The 20,224-nt window shown below is 58.3% G+C and carries 17 protein-coding genes; 11 read left to right on the top strand and 6 right to left on the bottom strand.

The features are described from left to right. Window positions 1-12 precede the first annotated feature (12 nt). The gene (locus tag RA27_RS03795; protein ID WP_039535122.1) at window positions 13-1,236 is read right to left on the bottom strand and encodes a cytochrome P450; all 1,224 of its coding nucleotides are present in this window, start codon (window positions 1,234-1,236) and stop codon (window positions 13-15) included. 92 nt (window positions 1,237-1,328) lie between these two features. On the opposite strand from RA27_RS03795, the gene RA27_RS03790 reads away from it, so the two are divergent. Next, a complete protein-coding gene (locus RA27_RS03790; RefSeq protein WP_039535120.1) occupies window positions 1,329-1,676 on the top strand; it encodes a TfoX/Sxy family protein in 348 nt (115 codons plus the stop codon). On the opposite strand, the gene rpiB is transcribed toward RA27_RS03790, so the two are convergent. The 3 genes from rpiB to RA27_RS03775 all read right to left on the bottom strand — a co-directional run bounded on the left by rpiB (window position 1,673) and on the right by RA27_RS03775 (window position 3,970). Then, complete coding sequence (rpiB, locus tag RA27_RS03785) at window positions 1,673-2,122, bottom strand: ribose 5-phosphate isomerase B (RefSeq protein ID WP_039535118.1); 450 nt, start codon at window positions 2,120-2,122, stop codon at window positions 1,673-1,675. The genes RA27_RS03790 and rpiB overlap by 4 nt on opposite strands. A 118-nt stretch (window positions 2,123-2,240) precedes the next feature. Then, complete coding sequence (ndk, locus tag RA27_RS03780) at window positions 2,241-2,663, bottom strand: nucleoside-diphosphate kinase (protein ID WP_008757405.1); 423 nt, start codon at window positions 2,661-2,663, stop codon at window positions 2,241-2,243. Window positions 2,664-2,767: 104 nt separating this feature from the next. Then, window positions 2,768-3,970 carry a multidrug effflux MFS transporter gene (locus RA27_RS03775; protein WP_039535116.1) on the bottom strand — a complete coding sequence of 401 codons (1,203 nt, stop codon included), beginning with the start codon at window positions 3,968-3,970 and terminating at the stop codon, window positions 2,768-2,770. A gap of 105 nt (window positions 3,971-4,075) precedes the next feature. On the opposite strand from RA27_RS03775, the gene RA27_RS03770 reads away from it, so the two are divergent. From RA27_RS03770 to RA27_RS03740, 7 genes are all read left to right on the top strand, one after another. Then, a complete protein-coding gene (locus RA27_RS03770; protein ID WP_039535114.1) occupies window positions 4,076-5,929 on the top strand; it encodes an ABC-F family ATP-binding cassette domain-containing protein in 1,854 nt (617 codons plus the stop codon). Beyond that, window positions 5,926-6,546, top strand: a complete 621-nt coding sequence (locus RA27_RS03765) for a MarC family protein (protein ID WP_039535112.1) — start codon at window positions 5,926-5,928, stop codon at window positions 6,544-6,546. The genes RA27_RS03770 and RA27_RS03765 overlap by 4 nt, the downstream gene beginning before the upstream one ends. A gap of 41 nt (window positions 6,547-6,587) precedes the next feature. Further along, window positions 6,588-7,169: a TIGR02281 family clan AA aspartic protease gene (locus tag RA27_RS03760; RefSeq protein WP_039535110.1), complete on the top strand. Its 582-nt coding sequence runs from the start codon at window positions 6,588-6,590 to the stop codon at window positions 7,167-7,169. A 49-nt stretch (window positions 7,170-7,218) separates the two neighbouring features. Then, window positions 7,219-7,845 carry a hypothetical protein gene (locus RA27_RS03755; RefSeq protein WP_039535108.1) on the top strand — a complete coding sequence of 209 codons (627 nt, stop codon included), beginning with the start codon at window positions 7,219-7,221 and terminating at the stop codon, window positions 7,843-7,845. A gap of 43 nt (window positions 7,846-7,888) precedes the next feature. After that, the gene (locus RA27_RS03750) at window positions 7,889-9,103 is read left to right on the top strand and encodes an MFS transporter (protein WP_039535106.1); all 1,215 of its coding nucleotides are present in this window, start codon (window positions 7,889-7,891) and stop codon (window positions 9,101-9,103) included. Then, window positions 9,100-9,696, top strand: a complete 597-nt coding sequence (locus RA27_RS03745; RefSeq protein WP_039535104.1) for a YceI family protein — start codon at window positions 9,100-9,102, stop codon at window positions 9,694-9,696. The genes RA27_RS03750 and RA27_RS03745 overlap by 4 nt, the downstream gene beginning before the upstream one ends. A gap of 80 nt (window positions 9,697-9,776) precedes the next feature. Beyond that, window positions 9,777-10,997 carry an MFS transporter gene (locus RA27_RS03740; protein ID WP_039535102.1) on the top strand — a complete coding sequence of 407 codons (1,221 nt, stop codon included), beginning with the start codon at window positions 9,777-9,779 and terminating at the stop codon, window positions 10,995-10,997. Between the two features lie 5 nt (window positions 10,998-11,002). Here the strand turns inward: RA27_RS03740 and RA27_RS03735 are convergent, their stop codons facing one another. Then, window positions 11,003-11,890 carry a hypothetical protein gene (locus RA27_RS03735; RefSeq protein WP_039535100.1) on the bottom strand — a complete coding sequence of 296 codons (888 nt, stop codon included), beginning with the start codon at window positions 11,888-11,890 and terminating at the stop codon, window positions 11,003-11,005. 214 nt (window positions 11,891-12,104) lie between these two features. On the opposite strand from RA27_RS03735, the gene metG reads away from it, so the two are divergent. The 3 genes from metG to RA27_RS03720 all read left to right on the top strand — a co-directional run bounded on the left by metG (window position 12,105) and on the right by RA27_RS03720 (window position 18,435). After that, window positions 12,105-13,823 (top strand): methionine--tRNA ligase, encoded by a 1,719-nt coding sequence (gene metG / locus RA27_RS03730; protein ID WP_039535098.1) that lies wholly within the window; start codon window positions 12,105-12,107, stop codon window positions 13,821-13,823. Between the two features lie 293 nt (window positions 13,824-14,116). Then, window positions 14,117-15,298 (top strand): efflux RND transporter periplasmic adaptor subunit, encoded by a 1,182-nt coding sequence (locus RA27_RS03725; protein WP_039536927.1) that lies wholly within the window; start codon window positions 14,117-14,119, stop codon window positions 15,296-15,298. Beyond that, a complete protein-coding gene (locus RA27_RS03720) occupies window positions 15,298-18,435 on the top strand; it encodes a multidrug efflux RND transporter permease subunit (RefSeq protein WP_039535096.1) in 3,138 nt (1,045 codons plus the stop codon). Before RA27_RS03725 ends, RA27_RS03720 begins: the two co-directional genes overlap by 1 nt. A 55-nt stretch (window positions 18,436-18,490) precedes the next feature. Here RA27_RS03720 and glpD read toward each other — a convergent pair whose 3' ends face one another. Further along, window positions 18,491-20,089 (bottom strand): glycerol-3-phosphate dehydrogenase, encoded by a 1,599-nt coding sequence (glpD, locus tag RA27_RS03715; protein ID WP_039536924.1) that lies wholly within the window; start codon window positions 20,087-20,089, stop codon window positions 18,491-18,493. Window positions 20,090-20,224: the final 135 nt, after the last annotated feature.

Below are 20,224 nucleotides of genomic sequence, written 5' to 3'. Positions count from 1 at the left end.
ATTGAATATAAATCAGAGAGCGGCAGGTAGCGCAGCATACCCATGAAAGCGGATACGACCGCCCTGTACTCTCGGCCCGAGAATTCGGTAGTCGGGGAAACGGTCAAGTAACCGACCTATTGCAACACGACCTTCGAGGCGCGCCAATGTCAAACCAACGCAGACATGCGGCCCGCCCGCAAAGGCCAGATGCCTGTTCGGTTTGCGCGTGATATCAAAGCAGGTTGGATCGGCAAACATCTCTGGATCGCGGTTTGCCGCTCCGATACACAGATGCAGGTTCGTTCCCTTGGCGATCTGCAGCCCTCCGATTTCCACCTGTGCCGTGGTTTCCCGGTTGCCAAATTGGTTGGGGGAACGAAAGCGCAAGACCTCTTCGACTGCCGGAGCGATCAGCTCCCTATCGTCCAAAAGGCGCTGGCGCTGCTCAGGATGGTCGTGAAGCAGCGCCAGCCCGTTGCCGATCAGATTTGTGGTCGTTTCGTGGCCGGCGTTCAGAATGAAGATGCAGTTCTGCAAAAGCTCTGTTTCACTCAACATCTCATCCGCGCCCTCGCCGCGGATCAGCCGTGTCAGAACATCTGTTTCCGGATCGCCCGGCTCGGCGCGACGACGGGCGACGAGGTCCTGAAGGTAGACTTTAAATTCGCGAACCGCTCTGTGGCCCTTCTCTAGCTGCGTTTCCGTCAACGCGGGTTCCAGAGCACCCAGAATGGCCAGAGACCAATCGCGCAGCGGCCCGCGCTCGTCCATCGGCACGTCCAGCAGGTTGCCAATGATCTGGATCGGAATGGTCGAAGCAAAATCCGCAATCAGATCGACCTTCCCCCTACCCGCCATACCGTCAAGCAGCGCATCGACGGTTTCGATCAGACCCGGCTCCATCCGGGCGATTGCGCGTGGCGTCAGGGCCGAGGTCATGATCTTGCGTACCCGCGTGTGCAAGGGAGGATCGGAAAACACCAGCGAGGTCGTATGATGTTCAAATAACGGCGAACCAACACCGAACTTAGGACCAAACGCAGCCTCTTTATCCGACGAGTAGAGTGCCGTGTCGCGGTATATGGCATCCAAGTCACCGTGGCGCGACAACAGCACCGATCCATCTGGCTGTCGCAAAACCGGCGCATACTCAAGCAAGGCATCGTAGAAGGGGAACGGGTCGTCAACAAACCCCTCTGGCGGGTGCATCAGGTCCAGATTTTGCGCAATATTCTTATGGCTTACAACATTCATGCTTGCCTCCCCTGGAGTTTGGGTAGCGTAATGGGCATCAGCAAACAACCTTGGGCTGGTGACAGGCCGGATTGCGCGGGATAAGACAGGGCATGTCCGATCCGATCTCTTCAATCCGCAACCTTGGCCCTGCGTTCGAGCAAGCCTGCGCCAAGGCTGGTATCATGACCGCTCAGGAGTTGCGCAATCTAGGCGCTGATGAGGCTTACGCGCGCCTTTTGCAGGCTGGAACACGACCGCATTTCATCGGCTACTATGTTCTGGTCATGGGCTTGCAGGGACGACCATGGAACGACTGCAAGGGCGAGGAAAAGAAAGCCTTGCGCGCACGGTTTGACGCGATCAAGGCAAGCGCAAGCATTGCGCCAAAGCATCAGATGATCGCGGATCTTGATGCTTTGGGTGTGCGTATATCGGCCAAGGATCTGGCAGCAGACTAGGCTTCGAGCGCCCCGATCATGTCGACCCGCGTTGCGTGGCGACCGCCTTCGAATTCGGATGTCAGGAAAGCAGCCACAATTTCCAGCGCCAGTTTTTCATCAATGACACGTGCACCTAGCGAAAGCATGTTTGCGTCATTGTGCTGACGGATCATCTGGGCCGAAAAGACATCACTGCAAACACCACATCTGACGCCGTTGATTTTGTTCGCCGCCATCATAATGCCCTGCCCGGTGCCACACAGGATAATACCAAAGCGACAATCGCCCGACGCCACCAGGCGTGCAGCAGCGGCCCCGTGTTCGGGGTAATGCGTGCTTTCCGAAGTCATCGGGCCGATATCTACTGGCTCCCAGCCTTGGGCCTCAACGTAAGCGGCAATGGCCTGCCTGAGGTCGATTGCAGCGTGATCGCTGGAAAGAACAATGCGTTTGTTTGTGCTCATGACGGCACTTCGCTCCTGTCAACTAAAGCAATTCGGACAAACACTCTTGAGCCCTGCCCTCATAAGAAAGGCCGCACCCGATATGGGGTACGGCCCAAAGCTAGGATCTGCCGACCGATTAGCCGACCAGTTCGATGCCCGAGAAGAAATAGGCAATCTCAACCGCGGCAGTCTCCGGTGCGTCCGAACCGTGGACCGAGTTTTCACCAACCGACTCAGCGAACTCAGCGCGGATGGTGCCGGGGGCTGCGTCTGCGGGGTTGGTCGCACCCATGACTTCGCGGTTTTTGGCAATGGCGCCTTCGCCTTCCAGAACCTGGACAACAACCGGTGCCGACGACATGAATTCGCACAGTTCGTCATAGAACGGACGCTCGGCGTGCACGTCATAGAACTTGCCAGCTTGGGCTTTGGTCATGTGGATGCGCTTTTGCGCAACGATGCGCAGGCCAGCTTCTTCAAACTTGGCATTGATCTTGCCAGTCAGGTTGCGGCGGGTTGCATCGGGTTTAATGATCGAGAATGTGCGTTCCAGTGCCATATTGGCCTCTCCTTGACTTAAGGGCGCAAAACCTGCGCCGAAATCCATCGCGCGCCGCCTAACATGGTATTTGCCTCATGAAAAGCGTTATGATCGTTTATCGCTCAGATCGCCTCAGGCAGCGGGTCGATACGATCCAACCGGCGGACATAGAGCACTGCCAAAAGACCTGCAAAGCTGCTGCCGCACATCATGCTCAGCACCAGATAAGGCCCGTTTTCGGGGCTTACGAACGTCCCGGTCATCATGGTCAAGACTGCACCCAGTGCCACGATCAGTGCGCCTGACAGGCCGGCAGCACTGCCTGCCAGTTTCGGACGCACCGACATCACCCCGGCCGAGGCATTTGCGTTGGTCAGTCCGTTCCCGAAACCAACGCAGATGGCGGAGCCGAAAAACACCCAGACCGAGCCCATGTTGCCGATGAACAGCAACAGCCCGCAGAACGGTCCGACCGACGCCACGATCCGACCGAATAGGATCATTGTGGTGAGTTGAGTGCGCTTTGCGATGCGCCCGGTGACAAAGTTGCCGACCATAAAACCGCCCGTGATGATCCCGATCCCAAGGCCCAGCATGGCGGGGCTGAGATCAAACCAGGCCGCAGCGACCAGCGGTGCGCCGGTGATGAAACTGAAAAAACCGCCGATAGAGAACGCAGCGCATAAGGCGTAGCCCCAGAACCTGCGTGCGCGAAACAGATGAGGGTATTCGCGCAGTTGCGCGGCGAAGGTTGAGGATCGGTTGGTGTTGGTTTCACCCATGTCGCCCCACAACAGCAGCAATACCCCTGCCCCAAGCAACGAATACATTACGAACCCGGCGCGCCAACCGAACAGCATGTCCAGCGCACCGCCCAGCATCGGTCCAAGCATCGGTGCCAGCGCCATCGCCATCGCGACATAGCCCAGTTTGCTGGCTGCTTCATTTGGGGGATATCGGTCGCGGATCGAAGCGCTCGACAGAACCGGCCCGGCCACCACCGCTGCCTGAATCATCCGAAACGCAAGGAAGGCCCAGATCGACTCGGCTGAAACGCATCCAATTGATGCGACAACGAAAATACCCATCGCGATCAGCAGAACCGGCCTGCGCCCGTAACGATCGGACAGCGGCCCGACGATCAACTGCAAGACTGCCGAGACACATAGATACCCCGCCACAGATACGTTCATCAGGCCATAATCCACGCCGAAATCTTCGCTCATATGCGCCAGCGACGGCAAGAACATGTTCAATGTCAAAACCGAGAGTGCCGTTGCAAAGATCAGCGTTATCAGGGTCGGAGGTGATTGAGCCGGACGCATATCGAAACCGTTTGGAAGACGAACCGGAACAGCGCTAACACATTGCTTCTGGCTTGAACATGGTGACCTCTGGCGGCGTCTTGGATGCTCTGATAAGAGCGCGTCATGCTACGGATCGAGAACATAAATTATGCCGTTGAGGGCCGTCCCCTGTTTGATGGGGCCAGCGCAACCATTCCGGATGGTCACAAGGTGGGTCTGGTTGGACGCAATGGCACCGGAAAAACGACGCTCTTCCGATTGATCCGGAGCGAGTTGTCGCTGGAATCAGGGAATATCTCACTTCCGAAACGCGCTCGGATTGGGGGCGTGGCGCAGGAAGTGCCATCCTCGGATGTCTCGCTGATCAACACCGTTCTGGCCGCGGATGTAGAACGCAGCACATTGATGGCCGAAGCAGACAGCGCGACAGATCCGGACCGGATTGCTGAAATCCAGACCCGGCTGGCTGATATCGATGCTTGGTCGGCTGAAGCGCGCGCGGCCTCGATCCTCAAAGGATTGGGCTTTGACGACGAGGATCAGCTGAAGCCCTGTTCTGATTTCTCGGGCGGCTGGCGGATGCGCGTGGCGCTGGCGGCAGTGCTGTTTTCGCAGCCCGATCTGCTGCTGCTGGACGAACCGACCAACTATCTGGACCTTGAAGGTGCCCTGTGGCTGGAAAGCTATCTGGCGAAATACCCGCATACGGTCATCATCATCAGCCACGACCGTGGGCTACTAAATCGTGCGGTGGGATCAATTCTGCATCTCGAAGACCGCAAGCTGACCTATTACGCGGTTCCCTACGACAAGTTTGCCGAACGGCGCGCAGAACGTCTGGCACAAGCGGAGTCGGAAAACGCCAAGGCCAAGGCCCGCATCGCGCATTTGCAAAGTTTCGTGGATCGGTTCCGATATAAGGCGTCCAAAGCCGTGCAGGCCCAGTCTCGCCTCAAGATGATCGAGCGCATCCAACTGGTCTCAACCCCGCAAGAGGCGGCCCTGCGCGCCTTTTCTTTCCCCGAGCCAGAAGAGCTGTCGCCCCCGATCATCCAGCTTGAAGGCGGTGTGACTGGCTATGGCGAGACCGAGGTTCTGCGCCGCTTGAACTTGCGCATTGATCAGGATGATCGCATCGCTCTGCTTGGCAAGAACGGTCAGGGTAAATCAACACTTTCGAAACTGCTGTCCGATCGCCTGCCCCTGATGGCGGGTAAGATGACCCGCAGCTCGAAACTGCGCATCGGCTATTTTGCACAACATCAAGTGGATGAGCTGCATGTGGACGAAACGCCCTTGGATCATCTGCGCCGCCTGCGCCCTGACGAGGCTCCCGGAAAATGGCGCTCGCGCCTGGCTGGGTTCGGGCTGAATTCGGATCAGGCCGAAACACTGGTGGGTCGCCTGTCGGGCGGGCAGAAAGCGCGGCTTTCTCTATTGATCGCCACCATCGACGCGCCGCACATGTTGATCCTCGACGAACCGACGAACCACCTGGACATTGAAAGCCGCGAAGCGCTGGTCGAAGCGCTGACCGCTTATTCAGGCGCTGTGGTTCTGGTCAGCCATGACATGCACCTGCTGTCACTGGTTGCAGACCGGCTCTGGTTGGTGGCAGACAAGACTGTCAAGCCGTTCGAAGGTGATCTTGAAGCCTATCGGACCATGCTCTTGGCCCGGGACAAACCCGTCAGGGAAAAATCGCCGACCGCTAAACCCAAACGCCCTTCTCGCGATACCATGCTGGCCTTGCGCGCCGATCTGCGCAAATGTGAGGATCGGGTCGAAAAACTGACGGATATGCACGACAAGCTCTCGGCCAAACTGGCCGATCCTGCCCTGTACGAAGATGACCGGATAAACGATCTGGAAACCTGGAATCGCAAATTTGCCGAGCTGGTCGAAGCCATGCAAAAAGCCGAGGCATTGTGGGTTGCCGCCGCCGAGCGACTGGAACAGGCGGAGGACGTCGCATGATTGACATGGCCTTTTTCATAACGGCGTTCACCACAATGTTCGTGGTGATCGACCCGTTCGGCACCACGCCGGTCTTTGTTGCGTTGACACAGGACATAGATGCCGCCACACGCCGTAAGATCGCCATTCGCAGTTGCCTGACCGCTGTTTTCATCCTGATCGCCTTCGCCGCTTTTGGCGAGGCTGTTCTGGGCTTTGTCGGCATCTCGATGCCAGCGTTCAAAGTGGCCGGGGGCGCTTTGCTGTTCCTGACCGCGCTCGATATGCTGTTCGAGCGGCGCAACAAGCGGCGTGAGAACCGTGCGGAAGAAGAAGAGCATCCAGACCCTTCAGTATTCCCCCTGGCGATTCCTCTGATCGCAGGCCCCGGCTCAATCGCAACTATCATTCTATTGGCCGGACAGAACCCCGGCATTCAAGGGATCGCGGCTGCCTGCGCCGTCATGCTGGCCGTCATGCTGGTCGTTTTTGTGTTCTTTCTGGCCGGCGGGCTGATCGCCCGTATCCTGGGCAAAACCGGGCTGAACGTGCTGACACGGCTGCTGGGTATGCTGCTGGCCGCACTATCGGTTCAGTTCATTCTAGATGGCCTCAAAGCCTTTGGTTTCGCCTCGTGAGGCACCATATTGGTACGGCACAACGGATTTCGGGTGATTAAATGGACGGCGAAGATTTTGGGCGATTGACCTATCTGGTTCTGCTGGGGGCCGCCCTGCTGATGTGGTTTATCACTCAGAACCGTCAGTCTTTGGGCAAAACCATGCAGCAGGTCGCGGCCTGGGTGTTTATCTTTATCGGGGTAATCGCCGTCGTCGGCCTGTGGGATGATATCCGCTCGACCGTCAGCCCTACCCCACAACTCACCGTGACCGATCAGAGGATCGAGGTACCGCGCGCATTTGACGGACATTATTATTTGCCGATGCTGGTGAATGGCAAAGCGGTGACCTTTCTGGTCGATACCGGAGCCAGCAACATCGTCATCAGCCCGAAAGATGCTGAAAGAATCGGGATCGACACGGAGCAGTTGAACTATCTGGGGCGGGCCTCGACAGCCAATGGCGTGGTGCGCACCGCTCCGGTTCGGCTGGAGAGCCTCTCGCTGGGCCCTATCACCGATCGCGATATCCCGGCCTCGGTCAATGGGGGCGATCTGGACCAATCCCTGCTGGGGATGGAGTATCTGCATCGGTTTTCAAATATCCAGTTTGCAGATGGACGCCTGATCCTGTCGCGGTGACGGCAATCCTCGATTGAGAACAAAATAAGAACATGCTAGTTTGAGCAGCATGTCGACCCATCTTCTTGGCCGAAAACCCGCGCGCACCTCGCCCGGGGTCGCCCTGCACCCACAGATCAGCCTGCAACTGGCTCGTGTACACGAGGCCTGCGGCCCAGCCCGGCGCAGCTTTGCCCTGTGGGTGGCGGGGCAGATGCAGGACCCGGTGATGTGGATTGCCCCGGCGTGGGAGGTGGCCCAGCTGAATCCCGAGGGCATGTTGCCTTTCGCCGACCCGTCCCGGTTTCTGCTGGTTCGCCCCGATAAGCCCGAAGACCTGTTGTGGTGCATGGAAGAAGCCTTGCGCAGCGGAGCCGCCCCGCTGGTTATCGGCGATCTGCCCGGCCCGCCGGGTCTGACCCCGGTCCGGCGGATGCATCTGGCCGCCGAACAGGGTGGCACATCGGGGCGAGCCCCGCTGGGACTGCTGTTGACACCTGACGATGGCGGCGCACAGGGGATCGAGACGCGCTGGCATATGGCGCCGGCCTATCGGGATGCGGCCTGCAGTTGGCGCCTGACCCGACGCCGTGCCCGCGCCCTGCCCCCGGCCAGTTGGCACGTGACGCGGACCGCCCACCAGCCCGGCCTGCAGTTGCAGCAGATCAAAACCGAAGACATACCCACGGTCACATAACTTGTGACTGGTCAAAACCGAACTTGCCCCCTAGCGTGCCGGCATGACACATCCGATCCATGACAGCAGATACTCGTGGCTTCGCTTGCTGATCACACTGGCCATCGCAACCGTGGTCAATGTCGGCATGTGGGCCGTGATCGTGGTGATGCCCGCCATCGAGACCGAGTTCGGCGCCGGAAGGGCTGCGGCGTCGATGCCCTATACGCTCACCATGATCGGGTTTGCCTTTGGCAACATGTGGCTTGGCAAGCTGGTGGATCGTCTGGGCGTGACAAAAGCGTTAATCGGGGCTGCCCTGTTAAGCGCGTTAAGCTATTTGCTGGCGACCCTTGCTCCGAACATCGGCCTCCTCTCGGTTGCACATCTGTTACTGGGCTTGGGCACGTCGATCGGGTTTGGCCCACTGATTGCCGACATCTCGCATTGGTTCATGCGCAGGCGCGGGATCGCCGTGGCGCTGGTCGCCAGTGGTAACTACCTGTCAGGCGCTATCTGGCCCACCCTGTTATCGGGGATTTTACAGCGTGAAGGATGGCAGCAGGTCTATCTGAGCCTCGCCGTCATAACGCTGATCACCGTCATTCCCCTGTCCCTGCTCCTGCGTCGTCAGCTTCCGGACGAGGCACATGGTACCGCCGCCGCTGCGGCACAGATCAAGGCGCAAAGCGTGGGGTTTTCGCCCCGCGCCCTGCAATACATCCTCGGGCTGGCAGGCATTGGATGTTGCGTGGCCATGTCGATGCCGCAGGTCCATATCGTGTCCTATTGCGTCGGTCTTGGCTACGGGCCGGCCGTCGGGGCCGAAATGCTGTCACTGATGCTGCTCGGGGGCGTGGTCAGCCGCGTGATTTCGGGGCTGGTCGCGGACCAGCTGGGAGGGCTGTCGACCCTGCTGATCGGTTCGGTCCTGCAATGTATCGCGCTGTTTCTGTTTCTGCCTTACGACGGCATGGTTTCCCTATACGTTGTCAGTATGCTGTTTGGTCTGGCGCAAGGGGGTATTGTACCCAGCTATGCCCTGGTCGTGCGCGAATACATGCCCCCGCAAGAGGCCGGAGCGCGCGTGGGCTTCGTCATGATGATGACCATTCTGGGCATGGCCTTGGGGGGATGGATGTCAGGTTGGATCTACGACGTGACCGGTAGCTATCAATTGGCCTTCATCAACGGCATAGTCTGGAACGGGCTGAACATCGCTATCCTGCTGATGCTCATGAAACGTTCGAGGTCGCGCGGCAACGCGGCCCTGGCATGACTTACCTGACACGACGCGCGCTGATTACCGGCCTTTCAGTTTTACCGCTGGCCCATACCGCACAGGCTGCGCTAACTCCATATGTTCTCGCACCCGCGCGCAGTACCGTAGGTTTTACATTTAATTTGTCCGGCACAGCCCAGACAGGTACAATGCCGATCAAATCGGCCAATATTCTGATCGACACCAAACGCCTGCAAAACAGCCGGGTCGATGTGGTGCTGGATGTGACCGGGGCACGTACAAAACTGCCCTTTGCACGCGGTCCGATGCTAAGCAAAAGTGTACTGAATGCCGCCCAATATCCCACCATCCGGTTCATGACGACCAAAATACAGCTGGGGTCCGCTGGCCGCATCTCGGAAGGCGCAACCGTGACCGGAGACTTGTCCGTGCGAGGCGTCACCCGCCCGGTTACCCTGACGGCCAATCTCTATCGGAAAAGGGGAAGCACCGCAGATGACTTGGACGCGCTTTCAGTCAGACTCACCGGCGCACTGAATCGGCACGAATTCGGAGCGTCGGGATACTCTGATCTCGTGCAGCAAATGGTCGGCCTGAACATCCGTGCTGAGATCATCCGCCAAGTTTAATTGCAGAAAGACAAAAAACGACGTAAGGGCGTCGAATAGGCACGCGCAATCTGCACCGACAAAGCCAAGCTGAAAACATCATGCGTACGATCATTTCATTTGCCGCCCTATTTCTTTCCGTCATTCTGCTGCAACTCTCGACGGGAGGCGTAGGCCCGCTGGATGCGATCTCGGGCCTGACGCTCGAGTTTTCAACGGAACAAATCGGCCTGCTTGGGTCGTCGCATTTCCTTGGATTCTTCATTGGTTGCTGGTGGGCACCGCGTCTGATGGGCAGCGTCGGTCACTCTCGTGCCTTTGCGGTTTGTACCGCTCTGGGGGCAATGGGTTTGCTGGGGCATACGCTGACCGAGAACCCTTATATCTGGGCGGCCCTTCGGATCGCTTCGGGCACGTGCGTCGCCGGGTGTTACACGGTGATCGAGGCGTGGCTGAACGCCAAAGTCACCAACGAAACCCGCGGGCGCGCCATGGGCACGTATCGCATCGCGGATATGGGCGCATCGCTCTGCGCCCAACTGATCATCGCCGTTCTGCCGCCTGCCTCCTATGTTTCATACAACCTGCTCGCGATCCTGTGCTGTGCGTCGATTTTGCCGCTGGCGCTGACACGAGCCAGCCAGCCAAAGACACCAGACGCGCCGCGCTTGCGTCCCAAACTGGCCTGGCAGAGCTCGCCGTTGGCCGTGGCGGGCGTCATCGTGGCAGCGCTCAGTTCGGCATCGTTTCGAATGGTGGGCCCGGTTTACGGGCAAGAGGTCGGATTGGGCGTGGATCAGATCGCGTTCTTTCTGGCCTCGTTCGTACTGGGTGGTGCACTGGCGCAATATCCATTGGGATGGCTCGCAGACAAATACGACCGCCGATGGGTGCTGATCTGGCTGTCGGCGGCGGCGATTCTGAGTTGTGGCATCACCATGGTGGCAAGCGGTGCCGGAACGCTGGGCGTTATGCTGGCCGCCGGGTTCTTCGGCCTGACCACCTTCCCGATCTTCTCGGTCTCTTCAGCGCACGCCAATGACTTTGCCACCACCGAGCAGCGAGTCGAGCTTTCAGCTGCACTGATGTTCTGGTACGCGCTCGGGGCCATCGCCTCGCCCTATATCTCATCGACGCTGATTCAACAGTTCGGACCAGGCGCCCTGTTTGCCTTTGTGGCAGTCGGTCATTTGGGGCTGATGGTGTTCGGCCTCGCCCGGATGCGGTCTCGACCGGTTCCCCAGGAACGCACAAGCTACGTTTACGCCCCCCGTACATCCTTCACAATCGGACGCCTGTTGAAGCGGTCGCGGGAAGAGTAGAACCGTTATTCCAGAGGAGGAGAGGACCGGATCATTTCGTCCAGGACAGAGCCCGCTTCGTATCCAAGCAGATCGACCTCCATCCGCCGGGGATCGCCGAAGGCCCATACGCCAACATGCCGCTGCATGAGCTCATATCCGACGTAATCGGCCATCGCTTTGTTCCCATGCGCGTTTTCAGCAAACATAACCTGACCTGCTACAACTTTCTGCGGCATCACCCGCTCAAGATACAGCTCGACAACATTAACCCCGGTCACGTTCGAGCCACCATGATGAACGACATACATCTTGTCCCAATCATCTTTGCTCATTGCAGCACGGGCATCTGAAACCGCCTTGTGCAATGCGGCAAGCTCCGCACGCGCGGCATCTCGCATATTTGCGGCCCAAACCGGTCGCATATCGTTTATCGCCTTCGATACCTCCTCTGGCGTGAGGGTCCCGCGACTGATCGCATCGCGGATGAAAGAGCGCGCCGTATCAAGCATCTGCCTTTGTCTGGCAATTGCGTCTTCCGGCAGATTCAGGTGATCGACGGATGCCAGCAACGTATCTATCGCCGTTGAGATGGCCTCAAAATCCTCCTTCCAGCGCGCGTTTTCTGCAGCATCTTCCGGCCACGGAGTAACCGCACCTATAATACCCAAGAGAACGTGCGAGGTGGATTTGAAGATCAGGTAACTTGGCGCGTCTCTCGGATAGGACGCATCTCCGGTCTTGGTCATGACGGTCACATCACGGGCGATCACCATTACGGGGCGGGTCTGCGCAGTCAACGCATCTTGACCCTGCCGGAAAATCGACAGCATCGCCTTGTCAAATTCAGTGATCGCACTCAAAGCATCGTTCTGATCGGCCTGCGCGTCACAGGGCGACAGAAATATGGTCATGGAAACGAGGGCGCATACCTGACCTAGACGCCTGAAATACGAATGCTCCATGTATTCCCCCCTGAAATTGCTTACAGGATCATAATACACGGCGCAGGGGTCCCGCGCAGGTGGCCTGCGTCTGCATTTATGCGACCTCGAAAAAGAAACCGGGGTTTTGCTGGTCGTCTACATCATGTAGACGGGCGCGCAGTTAGATACGTGGAAACGCAAAATGGCTCGGATTCTCATTACCTCGGCGATCCCTTATATCAACGGGATCAAACACCTCGGCAACCTGATCGGCTCACAACTGCCCGCCGATCTTTACGCACGCTATCTGCGGGGCCGTGGCAACGAGGTCATGTTTCTCTGCGCGACCGACGAACATGGCACGCCAGCGGAACTGGCAGCGGCCAAAGCCGGAAAACCCGTCGCGGAATACTGCGCAGATATGTATGCGGTTCAGGCCGATATCGCCAAACGCTTCGGTTTGAGCTTCGATCACTTCGGTCGTTCGTCCAGCGCGCAGAACCGCAAGCTGACCCAGCATTTCGCGGGCAAGCTGGATGAGGCCGGCCTGATCCGCGAGGTCAGCGAGAAACAAGTCTATTCCAACGCCGATGGTCGCTTCCTGCCCGACCGCTATATCGAAGGCACCTGCCCCAATTGCGGCTATGACCGCGCGCGTGGCGATCAGTGCGAGAACTGCACCAAGCAGCTGGACCCGACCGACCTGATCGAGCCGCGCTCAGCCATTTCCGGCTCAACCGATCTGGAGGTGCGCGAGACCAAGCACCTGTATCTGCGCCAGTCTGCGATGAAGGATCAGCTGGATGCGTGGATCGACAGCAAAACCGACTGGCCGATCCTGACCACGTCGATTGCCAAGAAGTGGTTGCATGACGGCGACGGCTTGCAGGATCGCGGCATCACCCGCGATCTGGATTGGGGTGTCCCGGTCAAGAAAGGCGATCAGGATTGGTCGGGCATGGAAGGCAAAGTCTTCTATGTCTGGTTCGATGCCCCCATTGAATATATTGCCTGCGCCAAGGAATGGGCCGATGCCAACGGCAAACCCGATGCTGAGTGGGAGCGTTGGTGGCGCACCGACAAAGGTGCCGATGACGTGCGATACGTTCAGTTCATGGGCAAGGACAACGTGCCTTTCCATACGCTCAGCTTCCCGGCGACCATTCTGGGATCGGGCGAGCCGTGGAAGATGGTCGACCACCTCAAGTCGTTCAACTATCTGAACTATGACGGCGGTCAGTTCTCGACCAGCCAAGGCCGAGGCGTCTTCATGGATCAGGCGCTGGACATCCTGCCCGCCGATTACTGGCGCTGGTGGCTGCTCAGCCATGCGCCCGAAAGCAGCGACAGCGAGTTCACGTGGGAGAACTTCCAGCAATCGGTGAACAAAGATCTGGCAGATGTGCTAGGCAACTTTGTCAGCCGCATCACCAAATTCTGCCGCTCCAAGTTCGGCGAGGCCGTGCCTGGTGACGGAGAATATGGTGATCGGGAACAGGCGCTGATCGCGGAACTGACCCGCCGCATCCGCGCCTACGAAGGCTTTATGGAGACGATGGAGGTGCGCAAATCCGCGCAGGAGTTGCGTGCAATCTGGGTTGCCGGCAACGAATATCTGCAGGCCGCTGCACCGTGGTCGACCTTCAAGGAAGACCCGGCTCAGGCTGCTGCACAGGTGCGGCTTGGTCTGAACCTGATCCGTCTCTACGCGGTCCTGAGCGCGCCGTTCATTCCCGACACCTCGGCGAAGATGCTAAGCGCAATGAACACTCTGGACACCAGCTGGCCCGATGATGTTGAGGCCGCGCTGCAGGCCTTGCCTGCTGGCCAGGACTTTGCCGTTCCCGACGTATTGTTCGCCAAGGTCACGGATGAACAGCGCGAAGACTGGCAGAATCGGTTTGCCGGAACGCGCGAATAACAACAAATCTCCATCTTTGAATGCCGCAGCGGAGACCGCTCAGGTCGCCGCTGCTCATTTTTTTTGACGGGCGTGTTGCGCCGAACTGAAAACCTGCAGACGGTCAAAAGCCCATGGTTGCAGGCTAAGTCTGCCGTCCCGAAAGAAATTCCTGAAGGCCCTATCCGAGTTTGAGGCCGCAACACGCTTGAGAAAAAGCGTCAAACCCGCCATCCTGTTTCAAAAATCAATCGACTCGTCCGGGCATGTCCGTTGCCCCGATGTGCAATCTTTACTTTGAACGAGGCGCCATCATGTCCCTTGCATTTAAGAATCCAACGAACCGCCACAGCGGCTATTTCAGGACAGCAGGCATATATCTCGCTCTATTTGCATGTACCGGCCTGCCTCAGGCAACGATGGCGCAGGATCAGGCAGACGCACCCGCGCCCAAAGTCTCAATCGCGGCGGCTTATTCCGAAGAGATCACGGATGAGGCCAGCTTCATCGGACGCGCCGAGGCCATCGACAAGGTCGACATTGTTGCCCGGGTCAGTGGGTTTTTGGACAGTCAGAACGTGGAAGACGGCGCGCCCGTCCAGAAAGATGACCTGCTGTTCACGATCGAACCGGACCTCTATGAAGCCACGCTTGAAGCCCGCAAAGCCGATCTGGACCGGGCTGAGGCGAACCTTGAGCTCGCCAAGGTCGATCTGGCCCGGAAGGAAGAGTTGTACAAACGTGACGCCACGCCGGAATCCGAACGCGACATAGCCCGCGCAAACGAACTGGTCGCCGAGGCCGAGGTGAAAGCGGCCAACGCCGCGATCCAACAGGCGGAACTGGATCTTAGCTACACTCAGATCCAGGCTCCGTTTTCGGGGCGGATCGGCCGCGTGGCCATCAGCGTTGGCGATGTTGTCGGCCCCACTAATCCTCCGCTCGTCACATTGGTCAGCGAAGCACCTATTTACGTGAATTTCTCGTTGAATGAGAAACAGTTCACCTCGGTTCTTGAACAATTCGGTGAAGATCCGGCCTCTCTGGCTGAAAGCAACAAAAGCCCGAATGTTCATGTGACCTTGCCGAACGGTACCGAGCTTGATGAGACCGGTGAGATCATCTTTGTCGACAACCGCATCGATCCGCTGACCGGCGCGATCACGATCACGGCTCAATTCGAAAACACCAGACGGCTGCTTGTCGATGGCGCCTTTGTGAACGTTCAGATCGAAGCGCTTGAACCGACGCTGCAGGTGTTGATCCCTCAGGCCGCATTGCAACGTGACCAGCGTGGAGAGTTCGTTCTGGTCGTCAATGACCAGCAGATGGTGGAACAGCGCTATATCACAACCGGCGATACCGTGGATTCGGCCATTATCGTGACCGATGGCCTGCGTGAAGGCGAAAGCGTCATCGTCGAAGGTCTGCAACGTGTTCGCCCCGGCGTCGCTGTTGACGCAGTCGTTGCCTCAGAGCAGCCGGAGAATAACTGATGTTCTCAGCCCTGTTCATCAGCCGGCCCAAGCTGGCGCTTGTCATTTCGCTGGTCCTGACCATTCTGGGCGGGATCGGATATCTCGTTCTGCCGGTCGCGCAGTTCCCCGATATCACGCCGCCTGTCGTCAGCGTCACGGCCACTTATACCGGCGCGAATGCCGAAACCGTCGAGAACACCGTCGCCGCCCCTATCGAGGCACAGGTCAACGGTGTGGACGACATGATCTACATGACGTCAACCTCATCGGATAACGGTTCGTACTCGCTGAACGTGACGTTCGAGGTGGGCACCGATCCCGATATCGCCTCGGTCAACGTTCAGAATCGCGTCGCGCAGGCCATGGCTTCACTGCCGGCCGAGGTGACCGCGTCGGGTGTGGTCACCCAAAAGGCATCGACCAACATGCTGTTGCTGGTCACGCTGACATCTCCCAACGGCACCTATGACAGCGTGTTTCTTTCGAACTACGCCTCGATCAACCTGAAAGACGCGCTGGCGCGTGTTCAAGGCGTGGGTAAGGCGGATGTTCTGACCAATCTGGAATACGCAATGCGTATCTGGATGGACCCGGACAAGATGGCCGCATTGTCGATCTCACCGGGTGATGTGATCGATGCGATCCGCGAGCAGAATATCGAAGTGTCCGCAGGCTCAATCGGGTCGCCCCCCGTACCGGAAGGGCAAACCTTTCAGTATACGATCAAGACCAAGGGCCGCCTGACATCCGCCAAAGAGTTCGGGGACATCGTGATCCGCACAGGCGACGCTGGCGCCATTGTGCGCGTGAAAGACATCGCACGAGTCGAACTGGGTGCTGAATTCTATTCGGCATCGGGATATTTCCAGAGCGTTCCCGCGACGGTTATCGGCATCTACCAGGCCCCCGGCGCGAACGCTCTTGCGGTCTCGGAACGTGTTGAGGCCGAGCTTGAACGTCTGTCCCGGGCTTTTCCGACAGATGTCGAATATGCGGTCCCTTTCAACACGACGGACTTCGTCGAACAATCGCTCAACGACGTGGTATCGACGCTCATCCTGACATTCATACTGGTGATCACGGTTGTATTCGTCTTCCTTGGAAGCTGGCGGGCCACAATCATTCCGGCGGTGGCAATTCCGGTCTCATTGATCGGGACCTTTGCTTTCCTGCTGGCTTTCGGCATGTCGCTGAACACGATCTCGCTGTTTGCGCTGGTGCTGGCCATCGGTATCGTTGTGGATGACGCCATCGTTGTGGTGGAAAACGTCGAGCGTATCATTGCGGATGAGGGCCTGCCCCCCGCCGAAGCAACCCGCAAGGCGATGGGCCAGATCACCGGCCCCGTGATCGCGACAACCTTGGTGCTGTTGGCCGTGTTCGTACCTGTCACCTTCATGCCCGGTATTTCCGGGCGATTGTATTCGCAGTTCGCGGTGACCATCTCAACCGCTGTTGTGATCTCGTCGATCAACGCGCTGACCTTGTCTCCGGCCTTGTGCGGGCTGGTGTTGCAGGCGCGCTCGGGGCCGCCCAAAGGGCTACTGGCCGTGTTCGAGAGGTTTATCGGTGGCGTGCGTAGTGGCTACGTTGCCATCGTACGAAAACTGCTGATCCTGCCAGTCGTTTCGCTTGGGGTTATCGCTGCTTTCGCCGTCGGCACCAGCACCATTATGGGCAACACGTCCAAAGGCTTTATCCCGCTTGAGGATAACGGGTACCTGTTTGTCGACGTCCAGCTTCCTGACGCCGCAACGCTCGAGCGCACGGAATCCGTGACCGCGCGGATCGATGAACAGATTCAGCAGATACCCGGTGTCGCCAGTACCGTTCTGGTGAACGGTTACTCGCTTCTGAACGGGACCACCACAAATGGCGCGGCGATCTTCGTAAACCTCGACAACTGGGACGAGCGGCAGGAACCTGACCTGAGCGCGGACGCCATCCTGAACAAAGTTCTGGCAATTGCCTATGGTGAATCTGCCGCGTCAATCGTCGCGTTCAACCCGCCCCCCATCCAGGGCCTCGGCATGTCGGCCGGTGTTGAGATGGAGGTGCAGCAGACCGGTGGTGGCTCGCCACAGGATCTGGCTTCTGCGGTGGGGTCCTATGTCTATGCTGCGAACCAGCGGCCCGAGATTGCGCAAGCCTACACTACCTTCCGCGCAAACGTACCGCAGTTGTTTGTCGATCTGGACCGGGAAAAGGCCAAGACGTTGCAGGTCTCGGTTGCCGAGATTTTCCAGACCATGCAGGCGCAGCTTGGCTCGTATTACGTGAATGACTTCAACCTGTTCGGGCGTGTCTATCGTGTGATGATTCAGGCCGAAGGCTCGTACCGGAACAAGGTCGAGGATATCTCGGACCTCTATGTGCGCTCCACCAAAGGCGAGATGGTGCCCCTGGGTACGCTGATCGACGTCGAGAACGTGTTGGGTCCGGTCCTGTTGAAACGACACAACCTGTTCCGCTCGGCCACCGTGACAGCGGTTCCCGCGCCAGGGCTCTCAACCGGTGACGCCATCACTGCCATGACCGAAGAGTCGGCCACCGCCCTGCCCCCCGGCTATGCCTTTGAATGGACGGGCACGGCACAGCAGCAATTGGCCTCGGGTGGGCTTGTGATCGTGATCCTCGGGCTGGCGATTTTGTTTGGGTACCTATTCCTTGTCGGGCAATACGAAAGCTGGACGATGCCCGTTTCAATCCTGATGTCCGTGACTGTAGCGCTGTTCGGTGCCGTTGCGGCCGTAGCGATCGTGGGCAGCGACATCAACCTCTACACGCAGATCGGGATGATCATGCTGGTCGGGCTTGCGTCAAAGAACGGGATTCTGATTGTCGAGTTCGCGATGGAACAACGGGCCAAGGGGCTTTCAATCAAAGAGGCCGCAGCCGAAGCCGCATATCAGCGTTTCCGTGCCGTTATGATGACCGCGCTGTCCTTCCTGCTCGGCGTGGTTCCGTTGCTGGCGGCGAATGGCGCCGGGGCGGCCAGCCAGAAAGCGATCGGTGTGGCAGTCTTTGGCGGTATGCTTGCCGCCACCTTGTTCGGGGTTATTCTGGTTCCGGTCCTCTACGCTGTCATGCAGGGCCTGCGTGAGTGGGTGAAGGGCAGCAAAAACGATCCCGGCCCATCAGAAGAAACCGCGTAGGGCCTGTGCTGAAACAAAAAAACGCCCCGCAAGTTTTGCGGGGCGTTTCGTTTTGTCAGGCCGTCCGACGCGCGCCGTTGTCGCTCAACCGTTTGGACATCCAGTCATCGATACGGGTAATTTGCTCGGAGCTTAATCGTAAACCCAGCTTATTGCGCCGCCACACGACGTCCTGAGCCGTGCGCGCAAATTCCTTGTCCATCAGCCAGACCAGTTCGGCCTCAGTCAATGTCGCGCCAAAATCCTCACCCAAATCGGTCTGATCTTTTGCCGACCCCAGCAGGTCCCACACTTCGGTACCGTATGCACGGACCAGCCGCCGCGCCCAAAACTGCGTAAGAAACGGATAATCCGACGACAATTGAGCGATTAAACCCGGCGTGCCCTCCACAGGGAAATCTCCACCGGGCAGCGGCACACCGGCGGTCCACGGTCCGCCAAGATCTGGAAAATGCTCACCGACCTTCTCCAGCGCGCTTTCTGCGAGACGCCTGTAGGTCGTGATTTTGCCGCCAAAGACATTCAGGACCGGCGCGCCACCTGCCGCATCGACTTTCAGCGTATAATCCCGCGTGGCCGCCGTGGCGCTGCTTGCGCCATCGTCATACAGCGGGCGGACCCCGGAATAGGTCCAGACGATATCGGCGCGGGTCACCGGTTTTGCGAAATATTTCGAGGCGAAGGTGCACAGATAATCCTGCTCGGCCTCAGTGCAAACCGGCAGTTCGGAGGCATCCGGATGATCCTGATCCGTGGTTCCGATCAGGGTGAAATCCTGCTCGTACGGGATCGCGAAGATGATGCGCCCATCTTCCCCCTGAAAGAAATAGCACTTGTCATGATCATAGAGCTTGGGTGTCACGATATGACTGCCCCGCACCAACCGAACCCCTTCGCGCGAGTTTACACGAATCTTGGTCTGAATGATGTCACCGACCCAGGGACCACCCGCATTGATAAGCATCTTTGCCCGGATGGTCTCGGTTTTGCCACTCTCCCGGTCCCGGATCGTCACCTGCCACAGATCGTCGACCCGTTCGGCTGAAAGAACTTCGCTCCGGACCATGATCTTCGCACCCCGCGCCTCGGCATCGCGGGCGTTCAAAACCACCAGCCGGGAATCCTCGACCCAGCAATCGGAGTACTCATAGGCCGTTTCAAACTTGTCCTGCAGCGGGGCACCCTCGGGCGCCGAGCGCAGATCCAGCGAACTGGTTCCGGGCAGTATTTTGCGGCCGCCAAGATTGTCATACAGAAACAAACCCAGCCGGATCAGCCACGCCGGGCGGCGCCCGCGCATCCACGGCATCACTGTGCGTAACAAGCGCGAGGTCGGCGTTTCAGAATCAAAACGCATATCGGTGTGATAAGGCAGCACGAAGCGCATCGGCCAACTGATATGCGGCATGGCCCGCAGCAACGTCTCTCGTTCAATCAAAGCTTCGCGCACAAGTCGGAATTCGAAGAACTCCAGATATCTTAGCCCACCGTGGAACAGTTTTGTCGATGCCGAAGACGTGGCCGAAGCCAGATCGTTCATTTCCGCCAACGTGACCGACAGGCCCCGCCCTGCGGCATCCCGCGCGATACCGCATCCATTGATGCCCCCACCGATCACAAAAAGATCGGTTACCCGACTGCTGTCCGACGACATATCCAAATGATTCCCCAATGCGGCTAGTTTCGATCGCATTAGCCGCACGCTCCTTCGCATCGTCAACACTATTTTTCTATTTTGTTCGCTTTTTGCTAAATCGGCAGAAATAATGTGAAGCAATCCGTAAATACA

Origin of the sequence: Ruegeria sp. ANG-R (assembly GCF_000813985.1) — a bacterium.
Classification (GTDB): Bacteria; Pseudomonadota; Alphaproteobacteria; order Rhodobacterales; family Rhodobacteraceae; genus Ruegeria.
This window is presented reverse-complemented; position numbering and strand designations above follow the sequence as displayed.

Excerpts from the sequence above, each read along its gene's own strand:
- ndk (WP_008757405.1), bottom strand. The coding sequence starts at position 2,663 with ATGGCACTGGAACGCACATTCTCGATCATTAAACCCGATGCAACCCGC.
- glpD (WP_039536924.1), bottom strand. The coding sequence starts at position 20,089 with ATGTCGTCGGACAGCAGTCGGGTAACCGATCTTTTTGTGATCGGTGGG.
- RA27_RS03745 (WP_039535104.1), top strand. The coding sequence starts at position 9,100 with ATGACTTACCTGACACGACGCGCGCTGATTACCGGCCTTTCAGTTTTA.
- RA27_RS03720 (WP_039535096.1), top strand. The coding sequence starts at position 15,298 with ATGTTCTCAGCCCTGTTCATCAGCCGGCCCAAGCTGGCGCTTGTCATT.
- RA27_RS03775 (WP_039535116.1), bottom strand. The coding sequence starts at position 3,970 with ATGCGTCCGGCTCAATCACCTCCGACCCTGATAACGCTGATCTTTGCA.
- RA27_RS03735 (WP_039535100.1), bottom strand. The coding sequence starts at position 11,890 with ATGACCATATTTCTGTCGCCCTGTGACGCGCAGGCCGATCAGAACGAT.
- metG (WP_039535098.1), top strand. The coding sequence starts at position 12,105 with ATGGCTCGGATTCTCATTACCTCGGCGATCCCTTATATCAACGGGATC.
- RA27_RS03725 (WP_039536927.1), top strand. The coding sequence starts at position 14,117 with ATGTCCCTTGCATTTAAGAATCCAACGAACCGCCACAGCGGCTATTTC.
- RA27_RS03795 (WP_039535122.1), bottom strand. The coding sequence starts at position 1,236 with ATGAATGTTGTAAGCCATAAGAATATTGCGCAAAATCTGGACCTGATG.
- RA27_RS03760 (WP_039535110.1), top strand. The coding sequence starts at position 6,588 with ATGGACGGCGAAGATTTTGGGCGATTGACCTATCTGGTTCTGCTGGGG.
- RA27_RS03755 (WP_039535108.1), top strand. The coding sequence starts at position 7,219 with ATGTCGACCCATCTTCTTGGCCGAAAACCCGCGCGCACCTCGCCCGGG.
- RA27_RS03770 (WP_039535114.1), top strand. The coding sequence starts at position 4,076 with ATGCTACGGATCGAGAACATAAATTATGCCGTTGAGGGCCGTCCCCTG.
- RA27_RS03750 (WP_039535106.1), top strand. The coding sequence starts at position 7,889 with ATGACACATCCGATCCATGACAGCAGATACTCGTGGCTTCGCTTGCTG.
- RA27_RS03765 (WP_039535112.1), top strand. The coding sequence starts at position 5,926 with ATGATTGACATGGCCTTTTTCATAACGGCGTTCACCACAATGTTCGTG.
- rpiB (WP_039535118.1), bottom strand. The coding sequence starts at position 2,122 with ATGAGCACAAACAAACGCATTGTTCTTTCCAGCGATCACGCTGCAATC.
- RA27_RS03740 (WP_039535102.1), top strand. The coding sequence starts at position 9,777 with ATGCGTACGATCATTTCATTTGCCGCCCTATTTCTTTCCGTCATTCTG.
- RA27_RS03790 (WP_039535120.1), top strand. The coding sequence starts at position 1,329 with ATGTCCGATCCGATCTCTTCAATCCGCAACCTTGGCCCTGCGTTCGAG.